18 protein-coding genes are annotated in these 15,959 nt (G+C 39.0%); 14 read left to right on the top strand and 4 right to left on the bottom strand.

Annotation, left to right across the window (positions count from 1 at the left end):
* Nucleotides 1–28: 28 nt before the first annotated feature.
* The 4 genes from E4661_RS07440 to E4661_RS07455 all read left to right on the top strand — a co-directional run bounded on the left by E4661_RS07440 (nt 29) and on the right by E4661_RS07455 (nt 2,012).
* A complete protein-coding gene (locus E4661_RS07440) occupies nt 29–637 on the top strand; it encodes a MarR family winged helix-turn-helix transcriptional regulator (RefSeq protein WP_136466199.1) in 609 nt (202 codons plus the stop codon).
* Nucleotides 634–1,230 carry a Crp/Fnr family transcriptional regulator gene (locus E4661_RS07445; RefSeq protein WP_136466200.1) on the top strand — a complete coding sequence of 199 codons (597 nt, stop codon included), beginning with the start codon at nt 634–636 and terminating at the stop codon, nt 1,228–1,230. The genes E4661_RS07440 and E4661_RS07445 overlap by 4 nt, the downstream gene beginning before the upstream one ends.
* Nucleotides 1,231–1,327: 97 nt before the next feature.
* Complete coding sequence (locus tag E4661_RS07450; protein WP_136466201.1) at nt 1,328–1,609, top strand: hypothetical protein; 282 nt, start codon at nt 1,328–1,330, stop codon at nt 1,607–1,609.
* A gap of 1 nt (nt 1,610) precedes the next feature.
* On the top strand, nt 1,611–2,012 hold the full coding sequence (locus E4661_RS07455; RefSeq protein ID WP_136466202.1) for a group III truncated hemoglobin: 402 nt from the start codon (nt 1,611–1,613) through the stop codon (nt 2,010–2,012).
* Nucleotides 2,013–2,021: 9 nt separating this feature from the next.
* Here the strand turns inward: E4661_RS07455 and E4661_RS07460 are convergent, their stop codons facing one another.
* On the bottom strand, nt 2,022–3,452 hold the full coding sequence (locus tag E4661_RS07460; protein ID WP_136466203.1) for a pyridoxal phosphate-dependent decarboxylase family protein: 1,431 nt from the start codon (nt 3,450–3,452) through the stop codon (nt 2,022–2,024).
* A 125-nt stretch (nt 3,453–3,577) separates the two neighbouring features.
* Here E4661_RS07460 and E4661_RS19615 point away from each other — a divergent pair, with 125 nt between their 5' ends.
* Both E4661_RS19615 and E4661_RS07470 read left to right on the top strand, forming a co-directional pair.
* Nucleotides 3,578–4,561, top strand: coding sequence for a response regulator transcription factor (locus tag E4661_RS19615; RefSeq protein ID WP_313779459.1), 984 nt, complete (start codon nt 3,578–3,580; stop codon nt 4,559–4,561).
* A gap of 65 nt (nt 4,562–4,626) precedes the next feature.
* Nucleotides 4,627–6,951, top strand: a complete 2,325-nt coding sequence (locus E4661_RS07470; RefSeq protein ID WP_136466204.1) for an outer membrane beta-barrel family protein — start codon at nt 4,627–4,629, stop codon at nt 6,949–6,951.
* Between the two features lie 15 nt (nt 6,952–6,966).
* Here the strand turns inward: E4661_RS07470 and gldA are convergent, their stop codons facing one another.
* On the bottom strand, nt 6,967–7,860 hold the full coding sequence (gene gldA, locus E4661_RS07475) for a gliding motility-associated ABC transporter ATP-binding subunit GldA (protein ID WP_136466205.1): 894 nt from the start codon (nt 7,858–7,860) through the stop codon (nt 6,967–6,969).
* Nucleotides 7,861–8,227: 367 nt separating this feature from the next.
* Here gldA and E4661_RS07480 point away from each other — a divergent pair, with 367 nt between their 5' ends.
* The 5 genes from E4661_RS07480 to E4661_RS07500 all read left to right on the top strand — a co-directional run bounded on the left by E4661_RS07480 (nt 8,228) and on the right by E4661_RS07500 (nt 13,036).
* The gene (locus tag E4661_RS07480; protein WP_136466206.1) at nt 8,228–9,058 is read left to right on the top strand and encodes a prephenate dehydratase; all 831 of its coding nucleotides are present in this window, start codon (nt 8,228–8,230) and stop codon (nt 9,056–9,058) included.
* Nucleotides 9,055–10,200 (top strand): pyridoxal phosphate-dependent aminotransferase, encoded by a 1,146-nt coding sequence (locus tag E4661_RS07485; protein WP_136466207.1) that lies wholly within the window; start codon nt 9,055–9,057, stop codon nt 10,198–10,200. The genes E4661_RS07480 and E4661_RS07485 overlap by 4 nt, the downstream gene beginning before the upstream one ends.
* A gap of 82 nt (nt 10,201–10,282) precedes the next feature.
* The gene (locus E4661_RS07490; protein WP_136466208.1) at nt 10,283–11,143 is read left to right on the top strand and encodes a prephenate dehydrogenase; all 861 of its coding nucleotides are present in this window, start codon (nt 10,283–10,285) and stop codon (nt 11,141–11,143) included.
* An 8-nt stretch (nt 11,144–11,151) separates the two neighbouring features.
* Nucleotides 11,152–12,234: a bifunctional 3-deoxy-7-phosphoheptulonate synthase/chorismate mutase type II gene (locus E4661_RS07495; RefSeq protein ID WP_136466209.1), complete on the top strand. Its 1,083-nt coding sequence runs from the start codon at nt 11,152–11,154 to the stop codon at nt 12,232–12,234.
* A gap of 127 nt (nt 12,235–12,361) precedes the next feature.
* Nucleotides 12,362–13,036: a head GIN domain-containing protein gene (locus tag E4661_RS07500; RefSeq protein WP_136466210.1), complete on the top strand. Its 675-nt coding sequence runs from the start codon at nt 12,362–12,364 to the stop codon at nt 13,034–13,036.
* Nucleotides 13,037–13,094: 58 nt separating this feature from the next.
* Here E4661_RS07500 and E4661_RS07505 read toward each other — a convergent pair whose 3' ends face one another.
* On the bottom strand, nt 13,095–13,535 hold the full coding sequence (locus tag E4661_RS07505; protein WP_136466211.1) for a hypothetical protein: 441 nt from the start codon (nt 13,533–13,535) through the stop codon (nt 13,095–13,097).
* Between the two features lie 114 nt (nt 13,536–13,649).
* Nucleotides 13,650–14,090, bottom strand: a complete 441-nt coding sequence (locus E4661_RS07510; RefSeq protein WP_136466212.1) for a hypothetical protein — start codon at nt 14,088–14,090, stop codon at nt 13,650–13,652.
* 95 nt (nt 14,091–14,185) lie between these two features.
* Here E4661_RS07510 and rsgA point away from each other — a divergent pair, with 95 nt between their 5' ends.
* The 3 genes from rsgA to E4661_RS07525 are packed head-to-tail and all read left to right on the top strand — an operon-like array spanning nt 14,186 to nt 15,915.
* Entirely contained in the window at nt 14,186–15,136 is a 951-nt protein-coding gene (gene rsgA / locus E4661_RS07515) for a ribosome small subunit-dependent GTPase A (protein WP_136466213.1), read from the top strand.
* A complete protein-coding gene (dtd, locus tag E4661_RS07520; protein WP_136466214.1) occupies nt 15,137–15,589 on the top strand; it encodes a D-aminoacyl-tRNA deacylase in 453 nt (150 codons plus the stop codon).
* On the top strand, nt 15,589–15,915 hold the full coding sequence (locus tag E4661_RS07525) for a nucleotide pyrophosphohydrolase (RefSeq protein ID WP_136466215.1): 327 nt from the start codon (nt 15,589–15,591) through the stop codon (nt 15,913–15,915). Before dtd ends, E4661_RS07525 begins: the two co-directional genes overlap by 1 nt.
* Nucleotides 15,916–15,959: the final 44 nt, after the last annotated feature.

A 15,959-nucleotide genomic window follows, 5' to 3' on the forward strand; every position in this document is an offset into this window, starting at 1 on the left:
TCGAGATTATCGGCAGGCATTGTTCATTATGGATAAAAGAAGCATTTTTGACCCAGAACAGCAGCAAATTGACCTCTCTAGCAAAATAATTGCTGGCCTGGAGCGCATTTCACAAGCCTTCAAGGCGCTTCTATGGGAAAAAGCCAAGCAATTGGGATTAAGCCCGATTCAGATTCAAATCTTGATTTTTGTGGCCTATCATAAAAGCGAGTTCAATAATGTAAGTTTTTTGGCTCAGGAATTTAATGTGACCAAACCAACTATCAGCGATGCCATACGCGTTTTGGTCAAAAAAGAATTGGTGGTCAAAGACCATTCGTCAGCAGATAATCGGAGCTATTCCATTCTTCTTTCCGCAGCGGGAAAAAAAATTGTTGCAGAAACGGAACATTTTGCCAACCCGCTGGCCGAACAATTGGAATTGGTTGATGCTGAGGAAAAAGAAAACCTGTTCAAGACCCTGAGTAAATTGATTTATCAATTGAATCAAATCGGCGTGTTGACCGTACAACGCACCTGTTTTGCATGTAAGTTCTATCGAAAAACAGGCGATGATCATTACTGTAACCTACTGGAAAAACAATTGAAACATTCTGACATCCGATTGGATTGCTTGGAATTTGAAGAAAAACTATGATTCCGGAAGAGCTTTTGAAACAGTACGGAGCTACTCAGATACTTCTTCAAAAAAAGGAAGTGCTTTTTAATGTAGACACCCAAGCTCGTTATTATTTTCAAGTAGGTTCGGGTAAAATCAAAATGAACAACTTCAATGAAGATGGGAAGGAGTTCATTCAGGGAATATTCATGACCGGCTCAAGCTTTGGAGAACCTCCTTTGTTTGCCGAATTGAAATATCCTGCCCAAGCAGAAGCTGTGGAAGACAGCTCGGTTTGGAGACTGGAAAAAGAAAGCTTCTTCAAATTACTCCGTGAAAATCCGGAAACACATTTGGAATTGACTAAGGTACTTGCGGGTCGATTGCACTATAAAGCCACCATGGTTGCTGAGATTTCCACAGAAAGCCCAGAGCATCGATTGCTCAAGTTGATTGATTATTTCAAAATACATATCCATAAAATTCCAAAGGAAGAACCCTATTTGGTGGAATTGTCCCGTCAACAAATGGCGGACCTTACCGGTTTAAGGGTAGAAACCGTGATCAGGGCCATCAAGTCGTTGGAGAAAAAGAACATGGTTCAACTCAAATCTCACAAGATTCTTCGGTAAAACTTTGAGCAAAAGGCTTGTTTTATGATTTCGGTCATAAACAACAGCCTTGCAGCAGCTCTAATTTTGTTTCATAATATGACAAATGACAGGTATTATGGAACTCTATCACAAAGGATTATACGAATTTGAAAAAAATATGAGTGGTTATGCCGCCATTTTTATCATTGCCCAGAGTTGTTTGGGGTCAGTGGCCGCTCTTTACATATTGGTTAACGGAGTTGCTCCATTACAAATGTTCCAATTGTTTTTAATTACGATTGCTTGTATGGGATTTAATGCTTCCGTTTTATCCCAGCAAAAGCCAAAAGTGGTTTTCAACCTGTTTATTATCAGTGTTGTTCTCAGCACTTTGGTATTAATCTTAAATTTGTTCTAGTATGTCCAGAAAGCAGATAGAAACAAGGGAAGATGTAAATTTTTTGGTGACCAAGTTCTACGAAAAGGTCAGAAAGGATACTGATATAGGTCACTTTTTCAATGATATTATTGAGGATTGGCCCGAGCACATTGAGAAACTGACCAATTTTTGGGAAACCAACCTGTTTTTTGTGCAAAAGTATAAAGGTAATCCGCTTGTTGTGCATGCAGAGGTAGATGAAAAAATGAATCAGACTATAACCAATGAGCACTTTGGAATTTGGTTACGCCATTGGATTGATACCATTGACACCAATTTCATAGGAGAGAATGCCGAAAAAGCCAAACAACGTGCGCGAAACATTAGTGTCCGTATGTTCATCACTATTTTTGAACACCGCAAACGTTTAGCCTCAAAATAAGGTAATCATTTAAGTGTATTCTTGTGCAAAACCCTGACAAAGTGTCAAGGTTTCTTTTACATCATCTAATGTAGTTCTTGGGTTGATCAGGCACATTCGTAACACCACTTGACCATGTAACAAAGTTGTGACTAAAAGTGCCTTACGAGACGACACTACTTTTTCTGATATGTGTTGGTTGATTTCATCCAACTTCTGTTGCGAATAGTTTTTCCCAATCGGATTGAACCTGAAATTGATAACAGCCAACGTAGCAGGAAAAACTACTTCCCATTGCCCACTTTTTCGTAAAATGGATTCCGTAGCCTCTGCCAAATCGATATTATAGGTAATGGCTTTTCTAAACTCATCAAGTCCAAAGGTTTTAATTGACATATAAAACTTAAGTGCCCTGAACCTTCTGGTCAATTGGATTCCGTGATCATAAAAATTGATTTCAGAAGTGTTTCCTTCTATATCCCTCAGATATTCAGGTTTTTCAGTGAAGGTGTGACTTAAGTGTTTATGATTTCTTACCAAAAGACAACCCATTTCATACGGTTGGAAAAACCATTTATGCGGATCAACCGTCAACGAATCGGCTTTTTCAATTCCCTTCATCAATTGTTTCCCCTTTGCGGATAGAATAGCCGCCGCACCGTAAGCTCCATCAATATGAAACCAAATGTCCTCTTTTTTACAAATTTTGGACAAATCCAATAATTGGTCAACTGTCCCCGTGTTAGTTGTTCCTGAGGTGGCAATCAAGCAAAATGGATGAAATCCTTCCAAGCGATCTTTGGCAATACAATTTTTAAGCTTGTTGATCGCAAATTTGAACTCAATATCCGTAGGAATGATTCGAATCTGTTCCTTTTTAAAGCCTAAAACCCGAATTGCTTTGATATTGGAAGAATGCGCTTGGTCTGAAAGATAGATTACTGCTTTGGAAAAGTCGTCCCCGCATTTAATTTGTCTAGCCGTGGTCAGGGCGGTTAAATTTGCCATTGACCCTCCACTGGTAAAAATTCCTCCGCCCTTTTTTTGGGGAAAGCCAAAAATCTTAAGCAACCACTGTATTGTAATGATTTCGAGTTCTGCAGCGGCGGGAGATGCTACCCATCCACCTGAAAAAATGTTAAACCCTGTGGCCAATGTGTCGGCCATAACACTTACATAATTGCTTGGCCCGGGAACAAAAGAATAGGCTTTCGGATGGGACATATTGGTGCTGTTTGTCATTACCTTTTCTAGAACAAAGTCAAGCACTTTACTTGGTGCAGTACCCTTTTCTGGGACCTCTTCAAGGAATAAAGAATCCATTTCTTCCCTTGATCCCATGGCAACAGGTAATTTGTTTTTTTGTGAATCGAAATGTTCAACAATGGCATCCACCACTTGATAACCATAGGTTTTCATGGCTTCGGAAGACAGTTCTAGCTTGGAATTGTTCGGTTTCATAAATCCATTATCCATTTAAGCCATAAAAGTACCGATTTGGATATACAGATAACATGATATTTGACCTAAAATAGAAATTGCATCTGCCATACAAATACCTTAATTTTATTCAATAAGCCTACATAATGCGCAAACCGTTTTTAGTTCTTGTTTTCGTTTTGTTTGGATTGCAGCTAACTGCACAACAAGCTGTTTCTGGATTTGTGAATTTTGATGATTCCAATGCATGGAAACCTAAGGTGTATTTAAGTCAAGTAACCCTATCCGATGCGGAAAATAACCCGAAAACAAAACCAATTGCGGTAACAGATATTCAAAAAAATGGTTTCTTCAAGTTTGATAAAAAATATTTTTCCGACAATGACAAGATATACCAGTTACATGTTGAACGGATAAGGCAAATCGTGAATGACACTATTGCCAACAAAGTTAGCTTCATGTTATCAGCAAAGGATAAAATTGAGTTTCAAAAAGGAAAACAAGTTTTTAGCAACTATGTTACGACTAGTCAAGCTGACAGGGAATGGCAAAAGTTAAAGGAATTTGAATCAAGATTGACTCATCAATATTTGCAACAGGAAGAAATGTCGAAACCAAGAAAAGGTTTTGTGAAAGATTCCTTGCAAATATTATTGGTGAAATTGGTTGGGATTAAAGAATTGGAAAGAAAACAATTGTTGGATAGAGATATCTCTGAAAATGAGACATACTATCTAAATCTGCTCTCAGAATTGAAATCAAGCGATTTGACCCCATCGACATATGCATTTTTAGAGCGAAAATTAGCTTATTTGACCAATGCGGATTTGGAAAGAAAACTGTCACAAAGCAGGTGGTTGAATCTTGGATTGTTTTTCCTGACTGTAATTTTTGGAATTGCAGTTGTAAAAACGAGAAGAAACCGACGCGCAGCTTTGGTTTCTGAATTGAGTAAACAAGAGTTGACAATCCGCAACCTTATTCTACAAGGAAAAAGCAATAAGGAGATCGCCAATGAGCTTTTTATTAGTTTGAACACGGTAAAAACGCATATTACAAACATTTACAGCAAGTTAAATGTCGCCAACAGAAAGGAGCTGTTGCAAAAAAGTACGGGTACTAGTACCTAAATCATACCCCCAGGATGCTTTCCTAAACAGTTTTCCGAATTTATTTTGTATCAAAACACAATACTTTGAGACGGATAAGCCTATTGTTCTTTTTAATTATTTCTAATGCATACGGTCAAGATGTTTTCAAACTTGAAGGGCAGGTTTTTGATGACACTGGGCTTGTAGTTTCCATTGGAGATGTACTCCTTTTAAAAAGCGGGACAAACACTTTGGAAAAATATGCAACGATTTTGGAAGGTAATTTTACCTTAGAAGATGTCCCTCAGGGAGACTATGTACTGCAGATTTCGGCATTGGGTTTTGAACCGTACCAAGAAGCCTTTTCGATAAATGCAAATAGAGTTTTCAATATTGTTTTAAAAGAAGGGGCGACTGAACTTAGCGAGGTTGAAGTGGTGGCAACCAAAAGCCCGTTTGAATATAAAGCAGGCAACCTAAAAGTAGATGTCCAAAACCCCTACTTTTCGTCCATACCCGACCCCGTGGATTTGCTATCCCGACTCCCAAATGTGCAGATATCACCGGACAGGGAATCCATATCCATTTTAGGTAAAGGCAATCCTCTAATTTACTTGGGCAATCAACGTATTTCCATGGAAGAGTTCTCTGCGCTACCTGTAGATGGTATTGCAACAATAGAGTTGATCAACAATCCATCGGCCAAATATGAGGCAGAAGGCAGGGCAGTGCTACTGATTATGTTGAAAAAGAGACAAAATAATGGTTTACGTGGAAGTGTTACCGAAACGGCATCAGCAAAGCGGAATTTCAACAATTATTTGGGATTCAATACAAGTTATGCAAATGAAAAATGGACAGTCCGGGGTAATTTGGGATACAACCAATTACAGCAGTGGGAGAGCAATAGTTTTTTGTTTGAAATCCCGGAAAGGGAAGTCTTGGTCGACTATCTTGTTTTGATTCCACGAAATGATAGAGTACAGATAAACGGAGGGCTGGGTCTATATTTTCAATGGAATGATTCGGACTATATTTCCTTCAATTCCACAATCCGATTACAAACCGATGATGCTCCTTTTTTCACGGACACGTTTTTAGCGGATGGTAATATTGAGGAGTTTGTCGAAACACAGACGCAAAATGATAATAGTAAGAATTACTACAGCTCCTCGTTCAATTTCAACAAAAAACTGAACAAGACCTGGAACCTTTTTACCGGGGTGCAGTACTCTGGATTCAAACAAACTTTGGACACAGAAATTACAAACAGCGTTGATGGTTCAGCATTTATTTTAGATCAGACAAGAGAACAGGAATACAGTATCAATTCATTGGCATTTCGGCTCGATGTGGAAAAGAAATTTTCTGAAAATCTAAAGTGGGAGTTGGGTGTCAACATCAGTAGGGCCAAGGCTGATGCCTTTACCGAGATCGAACAATTTTCGGAGAACGAGGAAACCCTTATCGATTTTGGATATGAAGAGAAACTATATGCTGCTTATAGTTCGGTCGCGGGCAAACTAAGTAAGAAAATTGATTTTGAAACTGGTTTACGTGTTGAACACAATACCGTTGATGGAGCCATTGCATCAGACGATTCACCAATTGTTTCCAGAATAAACACCAATCTGTTTCCCAAAACCAATATTACTGTTACATTGGATAGCACAAGGAGCCTAAGTGTCAACTATGGCAAGAGCATTCAACGACCCGATTTTTCGCGGGCCAGCTCCATTACAGCATTTATCAATCCATTTTTGGAAGGTTCTGGAAATGTTAATCTAAGGCCTACCTTAACTGATGAATTCTCGGTGAATTATCAAAAAGGAAATAAGTCATTGTTCATGACCTATTACCAAAGTTCCAATCCGACCAACTTCACAATTTCATACGATCCTCAGGCCGATACGACTTTACTTTCCCTTGTAAATCTTGAAAAAGAAAATGGATTCTATGCCGGGGTGACTTTACCTTATTCCAAAGGAATATGGACTTCAAATAACACGGTTTCCCTGAATTATAATCAACTAAAAGATGGTGGAGCCACTTTTTCAAGCGCGAAGCCCTATATCTACGCCTACACAAATCACCAACTGAAGATTGCAAAGGATACTACCTTGGTTTTAGGGGCTTGGGCTTTGAGCAAGAGACAAGTAGGTATCTTTAAAAGAAATGGCCTAGCGGTCTTTGAAGCCTCACTGTCCAAAACTTTTTTTAAAAATTGGGATTGTACATTGCGGTTCAACGATATTGCCCGGGCTATGAACTTTGAAGAAAAATATACCTTGAATGGCGTCATTGCGGATGGGGTATATTTTGCCGATGGCAAGGAAATGGCACTTTCATTAAAATATCGATTTGGAAATAATAAAAAGGCCAACTTTAAAAATCGGGATGTGGATTCAAATTTGGACCGGATAAATTAACTGTTGGCAGATTGACTAAGAGGTCAATTCTGTGAACAGACTTTCCAAGTTTTTGTTTTTTCGGCTGAGTTGAAGGGTTTTTAATTGGTTATCGTGCGCAAAATCAAAAACGGCGGGACGCATATCTTCTGAGGTGCCAAAAGTGAGTTCATAAACAAAACCACCTGTATTTTTTACTTGAGAGACGTGTGGTATACTTTTTAATAAAACTTCCTCTACACGATAGTCGAATTCCACTTCTATAATCTGCTCCGTGGCTTCACGTAGCTCCTCTAGCTTTTTATCCGCTACCAGCTCCCCTTTATTTATGATAATGACCCGGTCGCAGACCGTTTCAACCTCTTTCATAATATGTGTAGAGAGCAAAATGGTCTTGTTCTTTCCAATGGAACGGATTAGTTTTCGGATTTCTATCAATTGGTTGGGATCAAGTCCGGTAGTGGGCTCATCCAAGATTAATACCTCTGGGTCATGCAGTAGCGCTGCCGCCAAACCTACTCTTTGTTTGTAGCCTTTAGAAAGTTGCCCAATCTTTTTATGGGCTTCAGGAGAAAGTCCAGTTTGTTCGATTACTTCGGCAACCCTACTTTTGCCCACCTCATACACATCGGCATTGAATGCTAGAAATTCCCGTACGTACATTTCATGGTACAGCGGATTGTGTTCTGGTAAATAGCCAATGCTTTTTTGTACTTCTTTTTCAGATTTCAGTACATCGTGGCCATTTACTTCTGCCTCTCCATCATCGGCTTTATAATAGGTAGTCAAAATTCGCATCATGGTCGATTTTCCAGCACCGTTGGGCCCTAAAAAACCAACAATTTCTCCTTTGTTAATGGAAAAAGAAACATCGTTCAGCGCTTTTTGTTTGCCGAAGGTTTTAGTAATGCTATTGACTTTGATAGACATGAAAATGAATTTGAATCAAAAATACTGTTTTAGATTTTCAGCCGAAACAACAAACTATATTTTGATGGGAGTCACTTGTTTCTATAGTTTTCTAAATCACTAAATCCTTAAAAAATCAAGATTTCTACGAAGCAAAATGTAACAAATTGAACATTTTCACTAAAAATCGAAAAAATTTTGGGTTTGTCTTTTGTTTTTCAATTGAATACCTATCTTAGCTCAAGATTTTGCTAAAATGACAAAGACGTATTTCTGGAATGGTTTTTATTTCTACTTCTTTTTTAAGAGAAGTACGGGATTGTTCTAGATATACACTAAGTATAAAAAAGATATAAAGTCCCGATGTAAATCGGGATTTTTTTTTGCCATGGGTTTAAAAGTAGCGATACAAGGAGTTAAAGGATCCAACCATCATCAGGTTGCAAATGATTTTTTTGGGAACGACATTGATTTGGTCGAATGCCTGTCTTTTGATACGATGATTGACCATTTATGTAATGGAACTGTGGATAAAGGCATCATGGCGATTGAAAATTCGATTGCGGGCTCCATAATTCCCAATTATAATCTTGTGTATCATAATAACATCCATATTATCGGGGAGCATTATTTGAGCATCCATCACAATTTGATGGTATTGCCTGGAAGCGATATGGAAGCTATTGAGGAAGTCCATTCCCATCCGATGGCATTGCTGCAGTGCAAGAAGTTTTTCAGACAATATCCCAATATTAAACTGGTAGAAAGTGTGGATACTGCAGAGACCGCGAGAAGAATTAGAGAAGAAGAGCTCACCAATATTGCAGCGATAGCTCCCAAAAAGGCGGCCGAATTATATGATTTGGAGATTATTGCTTCGGAGATTCAGACCATAAAGAACAACGCAACAAGATTCATCATTCTGAAAAGGCAGAACAAGGTGCTCCCCAAGGAAGAGATCAACAAGGCTTCTTTGCGATTTATTACAGATCACAAAAGAGGAAGTTTAGCCACGGTTTTGAATGTGATGAGCGATTGCAATATGAACTTAACGAAAATCCAGTCCCTACCGGTTATTGAGACACCATGGAAATATGCCTTTTTTGTGGATGTCACTTTTGAAACCTACGAGCATTTTGCCAAGGCTAAATCGCTGTTGGAGATTATGTCAGAAGATTTTAGGGTTTTGGGCGAATATAAAAATGCACTTTTAACATGATTACGGCGGATCGTTTAAATACCGTACAAGAATATTACTTCTCTAGAAAACTGAGAGAGGTTAGGGGATTAATGGCCGAGGGTAGGCCCATTATCAACATGGGAATTGGAAGCCCCGATTTAGCTCCTTCGCCAAAGGTGTTGGAAACTTTAAAGGACTCCATTACCGATACGGGAGCACATCAATATCAGAGCTATCAGGGATTGCCAGCCCTTAGGGAGGCCATTGCGCAATTCTATCAAGATAAGTTTGACGTGGCCTTGGAACCGGCGAACGAGATTTTACCCCTAATGGGTTCCAAGGAGGGTATTATGCACATTAGTATGGCCTTTTTAAATGAAGGTGATGAGGTATTATTGCCCAATCCAGGATATCCTACCTATGCTTCAGTAACGAATTTGGTAGGTGGGGTTGCAAGAACCTATGATTTAAAGGCTGAAAATGGATGGTTTCCCGATTTGGAAGCACTTTCCAGTCAAGATTTGTCCAAGGTTAAGTTGATGTGGGTCAGCTATCCGCACATGCCTACCGGAGCGACAGCTAGCAAAAAGCAGTTGAAATCTTTAGTGGATTTTTCCAAAAAGCATAAAATCCTATTAGTGAATGATAATCCATACAGTTTTGTGCTTTCCCAAAATCCCATCAGCATTTTGTCAATCGAAGGGGCCAAGGATTGTGCCTTGGAACTTAATAGTTTGAGCAAGACGTTCAACATGGCAGGTTGGCGTGTTGGAATGGTCATGGGGAACAGTGAGTTTATAAATGCTGTGCTAAAGGTAAAGAGCAATATGGATTCGGGAATGTTCTACGGAATCCAAAAGGGTGCCATTGCGGCTTTGCAAAGTGGAGCAGAATGGTTTGAATCATTGGATGATGTTTATTCCAAACGAAGGGAGCTCATGTTTCAGCTAGCTGAAAAATTGGGATGTGAGTATTCAAAAGAAGCCGTTGGGATGTTCGTATGGTGCAAACTTCCGGAAGGAGCCGTGTCGTCCGAAGAATTCATAGATCAGGTGCTATATGACAAGAATATTTTTATCGCTCCGGGAACCATTTTCGGTAGTAATGGAGAAGGATATATCCGCTTTTCGCTTTGTGTGAAGGAAGAAAAAATAAAAGAAGCCATTAAAAGATTTGAGTAATCAGATATGAGAAGTAAGTTTTTTATAAAAAGGGAAGGCATCAATCTAGAATCTCAATACTCATATCTAAAATCTAATTAAAATGAATATAGCTGTCATAGGAATTGGATTGATTGGGGGGTCTTTTGCGAAGGACATAAAGCGACTGCACCCAGATTTCAATATTATTGGAATAGATAAGAACGAGGAGCATATAAAAGAAGCCTTGGAGCTGAAACTCATAGATCAGCAGGGAACATATGACTCATTGGAAGATACTGATGTGGTTTTTGTAACCATTCCTGTTGATGCTTTGGTTCAGGAGCTTCCAAAGATTCTTGATGCAGTGAGAGACGATACGGTTGTTGTAGATGCGGGCTCAACAAAAGAGCTTATCTGTCAAGTGGTGGATGATCATCCCAAGCGCAGAAATTTTATGGCTTCTCACCCCATTGCAGGTACGGAGTTTTCAGGCCCTTCAGCGGCGATTTCAGGTTTGTATGAGGGCAAGACCAATATCATATGTGAGGTAGAAAAAACAGCCTTCAAGCTGCAGGAAAGAGCGTTGGAGATTTTTCAAGAGCTCAAAATGCGCATCCGATACATGAATCCGAAGGCACATGACGAGCATATAGCTTATGTATCCCATTTATCACATATCAGCTCATTTATGTTGGGAAAGACGGTTATCGAAAAAGAAAAAAATGAGCGTGATATTTTTGACATGGCGGGCAGTGGTTTTGAGAGCACAGTGAGACTGGCCAAGAGTTCCCCCGATATGTGGACGCCCATTTTTGAGCAGAACAGAGACAATGTCATTGAAACGCTGGAAGAGTATATTCAGAATCTGGAGACGTTCAAAAAATTACTGATCGACAATGATTTTGAGAATGTGTACAATGAAATGAGCAATACCAATAGAATTAAACAAATATTAAAAGGAATACCACTTACAAAACAATAAAAAAGAAGATGGAAAACAACAAGGAAATGAGAAAATGGTTGGATGATATGAATTTGCCACACCCTTTGGTGATAGCAGGTCCATGTAGTGCAGAAACCGAGGAGCAGGTGCTGAAAATTGCGCACGACCTTAAAGATACCGATGTAAACTACTACCGCGCGGGAATCTGGAAACCGCGAACCCGTCCAGGAAATTTTGAGGGCGTTGGAGCTATTGGTTTGAAGTGGCTGCAAAAGGTGAAGGAAGAAACCGGAATGAAAACCGCTACGGAAGTGGCAAACCGTGCACACGTAGAGCTGGCTTTGGAGCACGATGTGGATTTGCTATGGATTGGAGCGCGTTCTACCGTAAGCCCATTTATTGTGCAGGAAATCGCTGATGCTTTAGAAGGTACAGATAAAATCGTATTGATCAAAAACCCTGTAAACCCTGATTTATCTTTGTGGTTGGGGGCTGTAGAACGTTTGTATTCCGCTAATATCAAAAAGTTAGGGGTAATCCATAGAGGTTTCTCTACATATGAAAAAACCAAATACCGTAACATTCCAGAATGGCAAATGGCCATTGAGTTGCAATCGAAGTTCCCTGATTTACCAATTATCAATGATCCAAGCCATATCACTGGAAAAAGAGATATGATCTTTGATGTTTCCCAAACCGCTTTGGACTTGAATTTTGATGGATTGATGATTGAAACACATCACGACCCTGATAGTGCTTGGAGTGATGCTGCCCAACAAGTTACTCCAAATACTTTGGTACAGATCATGAGGGATTTACGCATCAGAAAAGAAACCGACGAAGAAGCCGAATACAATAGTAACTTGAGCAATCTTAGGGCCCAAATTGATGTTATCGACAACCAAATAATCGATACCATGGGCAAGCGAATGAAGATTTCAGACGAAATCGGTAAGCTTAAAAAGAAGCGAAATGTAGCCGTATTGCAATCCAACCGTTGGAACGCTATTTTGGGCAACATGATTCTGGAAGGCGAGCAAAGAGGACTAAGTGAAGAATTCGTGCTCAGAATGTTCAAGGCCATTCACCAAGAATCCATCAACCACCAAGAGAAGATCATTAATAAATAGTTTTTGATTTTTAGTGGTATTCAGCCATTTGAGGGTAAAAGTAATTTTATCTTCAAATGGTTTTTTTATTTTAAACTGTAACAGTTTATCCAATACTGCATCTTTAGTACTGATTAAACACACTATTATGAAAAAACTACTAATACTAGGGGTTTTCCTGTTTTCAACAGTCACTTTTTCCCAACGGATGATAGATACCGAAGTAGGGGACTTTAATAAAATCAAGGTTTTTGATTTGATTGAGGTCAACCTGATTCAATCCGACGAAGACAGAATTGTGATTAAAGGAAGAAATGTGGACGATATTATCTGGATGAACAGAGATGGAGTATTGAAGCTTCGTATGCAGTTGGATAAAAAATTCATGGGCGAAGATACCCTGATCGAGGTTTTCTATACCGATTTGGACGTTATAGATAGCAACGAAGGAGCTCAAATCACTTGTAACGAATTGGTAAAGAAAGATAAGATAGAACTCCGGGCGCAAGAAGGGGCCTCCATTCGCATTGGGATGGATGTGGAATACGCCGATGTAAGGGCCGTGACCGGAGGAATTGTCCAAGCATCTGGACTGGCAAAAAACCAGAGTGTGGTCATCAATACAGGCGGAATCTTTGATGGAAGGGCCTTGCGGACCCTTTCAACCGATGTTAAGATATCTGCTGGCGGAGAGGCTGACGTGTTTGCTTCCGAACAGGTTGATATCAATGTAAAGGCAGGCGGCGATGTAAATGTATATGGGAAACCTAAAAAAGTATATAAAAATACTTTTATTGGAGGTAGAATCCATATGATCGATTAGATAGAGGTTATCAAATAAAAAAAGCCCCATCATTTGATGGGGCTTTTTCTTTTGAAGATTATTTTCGGAAAATATATCTTGTTATAAAGATACCTTGGCCGTCACCTTCACCGCCATCACTTTCCACGGCACTACTTACAAAAGCCAGCTCCCATCCGTTGGTGACCATGTCATTGATCATGGATGAAAGCACCGCATCGTTAGCAGCTATATTCTGAAAACGGATTCCACCTATATTGAAAAAGTTCAACAGTTTGGTTTCCTCAAAGTTCTTTACTCTGATTTTTCCCCGTTTTGATTTGTTCCGGGTATTGTCATCCTCGGTTTGTACACTTGTGTATTCGCGGTAATCTTTGTCCTCCAACGCATTAATGATTCGAGATCTTCCCAACCCATTGGGCACTATAGATTCGACACTGGTGATTACCTTATACTCTTGGGCATTAACACCAAAGCTCATGGTCAACGCCAAACTTGCAACTAATAAAATTTTCTTCATGATAATATTTCTTTATGATACCAGAAAGACAGTTGCAAACATTTAAGGGTTGCATTGAAGCAAAAAAAAGCCCCTTGAAAAAATCAAAGAGCCTCTGAATTATATGGATTTTATTTATTTCCTAAAGATGTATCTGGTAATAAAGATACCTTGTCCATCACCTTTTCCGCCTTCACTTTCGACAGCACTGTTTACAAAAGCCAATTCCCATCCGTTTGCAATCATGTCATTGATCATGGACGTGATCAAAGCATCGTTTGCAGCGATGTTCTGGAAACGGATTCCTCCAATGTTGTAGAAGTTCAATAATTTGGTTTCCTCAAAATTCTTAACTCGGATTTCACCTCGTTTTGATTTGTTACGTGTTTTGTCATCTTCAGTCTGAACACTAGTGTATTCTCTGTAGTCCTTATCTTCAAGGGCATTTACAATTCTTGATCGACCAAGACCATTAGGAACAATAGACTCAACACTTGTAATTACTTTGTACTGTTGAGCACTCATTTCAAAAGTTGCTGCCAAGGCGATTACGGCAAAAAATAAAAGTTTTTTCATGTTATAATGATTATTTAGAAAATTAAACTGTAAATACATATATCGAAGCAATTGAAGGATTATTGTTTCTTTGCAATGAAAATATTAACAAAATAGTGCAAGGAACTGTTTATAAATCTACTGGAAGCTGGTATACCGTAAAGTCTGAGGACGGTGGTTTTTATGAATGTCGTATAAAAGGAAAGTTCCGTATTAAAGGTATTAAGAGTACAAATCCCATTGCAGTTGGGGACGAAGTCGTTTTTGATTTGGAAAGAGTTGGAGATGAAACTGTAGCTGTAATTTCCGAGATTAAGGAGCGGAAAAATTATATTATTCGTAAATCTGTTAACCTCTCCAAGCAGACACATATTATAGCAACCAATCTTGATCAAGTATTTTTGTTGGTTACCTTAAATAACCCACCCACTTTCACAAGCTTTATAGACCGGTTTTTGGTCACTGCAGAAGCCTACGACATTCCAGTTGTACTGTTGTTCAACAAGATGGACGTATATGATGAGGATGAAATGGTAGAGGTGGACTATTTGATTCAGTTATATCAAGAAATAGGCTATCACTGCATTCAAATTGCAGCAAAAGAAGGTGATAATATAGAACGAGTAAAAGATTTTATGATTGGTAAAACTAGTATGTTTGCCGGTCATTCGGGTGTTGGAAAATCAACTTTGGTTAATGCATTGGAGCCTGGTCTTAAATTAAAAACTGCAGAAATCTCGCAACAACACCTTCAAGGACAACATACAACCACATTTGCTGAGATGTACGACCTTTCCTTTGATGCTAGAATCATTGATACCCCTGGAATAAAAGGATTTGGTATTGTAGATATGGAAGAAGATGAAATTGGGGATTACTTTCCGGAGTTTTTTAAGTTAAAATCAGAATGCAAATTCAATAACTGCCTGCATTTGGATGAACCTAAATGTGCCATCAAAACGGCATTGGAAAACGATGAGATCTCGTGGAGTCGTTATCGCAGCTATGTCCAAATGCTTACAGGAGAAGATGATAACTATAGAATCGACATTCATAAAGAACGGTAAATGAGGGCAGTAATACAACGCGTGTCAAAAGCCAGTGTAAAGGTTGAAAGGAAAATTGTTTCAGAAATTGGCAATGGACTTTTGGTTTTATTGGGAATAGAAGATGCCGATAGCTTGGAAGATATTGTTTGGCTTTCCAAAAAGGTTGCCAACCTTCGCATTTTTAATGATGTTAATGGAATAATGAATTGTTCCGTTCAGGATGTAGATGGAGATGTCATCGTTGTAAGTCAATTTACTTTACATGCACAAACCAAAAAAGGAAATCGCCCATCTTATATCAAAGCATCAAAACCAGAAATTGCAGTTCCGCTTTATGAGGGTTTTGTTAGTCAAATGGAACAAGATTTGGATAAAAAAGTAGGGACAGGCGTTTTTGGAGCGGATATGAAAGTTGATTTATTGAATGATGGACCTGTAACCATTTTTATTGATACAAAAAACAGAGAATAATGAACATCCAAAACGCCCAAAAAGCTGTTGATGAGTGGATTAAAAACCACGGAGTGCGCTACTTTAATGAACTTACTAATATGGCCCAACTTACTGAGGAGGTTGGTGAGGTGGCACGAATCATTGCCCGACGGTATGGCGAGCAAAGCGAAAAAGAATCCGATAAAAACAAAGACCTTGGGGAAGAGCTAGCAGACGTGCTCTTTGTGGTACTCTGCTTGGCCAATCAGACAGGAGTGGATTTACAAAAGGCCTTTGATGATAAATTGGAAATAAAGACCAAACGGGACCATGATCGTCATCAGAATAACGAAAAACTAAAATAAAAAAGGTTACATCACAGCTTGATAATGCGGTTTTTTCTAGTTTT

Origin of the sequence: Flagellimonas onchidii (genome assembly GCF_004804315.1) — a bacterium.
Classification (GTDB): domain Bacteria; phylum Bacteroidota; class Bacteroidia; order Flavobacteriales; family Flavobacteriaceae; genus Flagellimonas; species Flagellimonas onchidii.